The sequence below is a fragment of the Leptolyngbya sp. CCY15150 genome (assembly GCF_016888135.1).
GTDB lineage: Bacteria > Cyanobacteriota > Cyanobacteriia > RECH01 > RECH01 > RECH01.
The window spans coordinates 1-589 of the sequence record NZ_JACSWB010000282.1 but is presented as its reverse complement, the minus strand read 5'-3'; the positions used below and the strand labels follow the sequence as shown (position 1 = coordinate 589).

Below are 589 nucleotides of genomic sequence, written 5' to 3'. Positions count from 1 at the left end.
CAGTGCTGTATGAGGCACAAGGGCACTATGGTGAAGCCGAACTCCTCTACCTACAAGCCCTAGAGATTTCCCGGGAGCAGTTGGGCGATCGCCATCCCCATGTTGCCAGCAGCCTCAACAACCTAGCTGTTCTGTATGAGGCACAAGGGCGGTATGGGGAGGCTGAACTCCTCTATCAACAAGCTCTGGAGATTTCCCGTGAGCAGTTGGGCGATCGCCACCCCCATGTCGCCAACAGCCTTAGCGGTCTGGCACTGCTGTATCAGGCCCAAGAGCGCTATGAGGAGGCTGAACCACTTTTGCAACAGGCTTTAGAGATTTACCGCGAGGCTTTGGGCGATCGCCACCCCTCTGTTGCCACCAGCCTCAACAACCTGGCATTACTGTATCAGGATCAAGGGCGCTATGAGGAGGCTGAACCTCTCTATCAAGACTCTCTGGCAATTTATCGAGAGATATTGGGCAATCGTCATCCCGATGTTGCCAACAGCTTCAACAATCTGGCAGTGCTGTATGAGGCACAAGGGCACTATGGTGAAGCCGAACTCCTCTACCTACAAGCCCTAGAGATTTCCCGGGAGCAGTTGGG

Annotated in this window: 1 protein-coding gene; it reads left to right on the top strand. The window is 54.5% G+C overall.

Features of this window, described 5'->3' with window-relative positions; all coding sequences use genetic code 11:
• On the top strand, positions 1-589 hold a 589-nt coding region (locus JUJ53_RS22260; RefSeq protein ID WP_204154250.1), incomplete at both ends, for a tetratricopeptide repeat protein.